We start from the raw sequence: 647 nt of genomic DNA, 5'->3' as shown, positions 1-647 counted from the left end.
TTCTTTCCCAAGCTGACCGGCAACATTTTCAGTGCAAATCCCCGCTACGACCTGTTCGCCGACATGGGAGAAGACAACGGCTCCCTGAGCGTCAAGCGGACGATGGTGGCCCAGGCATTTCCGAAGGTCGGCCGAAAAATGACCTTCCTGTTCGACTATGGGGATGAGTGGCGCTTCCGCGTCGAGCTGGTCGGCAGGGGGCAGAAAGTGCCGAGAGCCCGGTACCCGAAGATTCTCGCTTCGGTCGGTCAGGCTCCAGAACAGTACCCCGATATGGAGGACGAACAGGAGAATGAAGACTAAGGGATACTTGCGCCGACAGCGGGCGCTTGAGGAGGATTGGTGGAGCCGAGGAGGATCGAACTCCCGACCTACGCATTGCGAACGCGTCGCTCTCCCAGCTGAGCTACGGCCCCACACCCGATCCTTCACCGCACAGGGTTAAGCGGTGAACGGGGCGCATATTGGTAGGCCGGAACCGTGCTGTCAAGGACTGTATGACGAGGTTCGGATACCGGGTTCCGGCGGGCTCTCCGCCATGGGACCCGGCGACGGCGAAGCGAAGCGCGGCGCTTGCCTCCCGCTGGCCGTAAGGGTAGGGTGCAGCGCATTTTTTTGACCCCTTGGCCCGGTAGACCATGCAATCC

Annotated in this window: 1 protein-coding gene and 1 tRNA gene; one reads left to right on the top strand and one right to left on the bottom strand. The window is 61.2% G+C overall.

Annotated elements, in window-relative coordinates:
• Positions 1 to 303, top strand: a 303-nt coding sequence (locus tag AC5JJ6_RS07720) for an IS1096 element passenger TnpR family protein (RefSeq protein WP_496041477.1), incomplete at its 5' end; no start/stop codon positions are given.
• Between the two features lie 37 nt (positions 304 to 340).
• Here the strand turns inward: AC5JJ6_RS07720 and AC5JJ6_RS07715 are convergent.
• Positions 341 to 416, bottom strand: a tRNA-Ala gene (locus AC5JJ6_RS07715).
• Positions 417 to 647: the final 231 nt, after the last annotated feature.

Source organism: Skermanella sp. (assembly GCF_059503625.1).
Note: the sequence above shows the minus strand (reverse complement) of the source record. Positions and strands in the feature narration are given on the sequence as shown.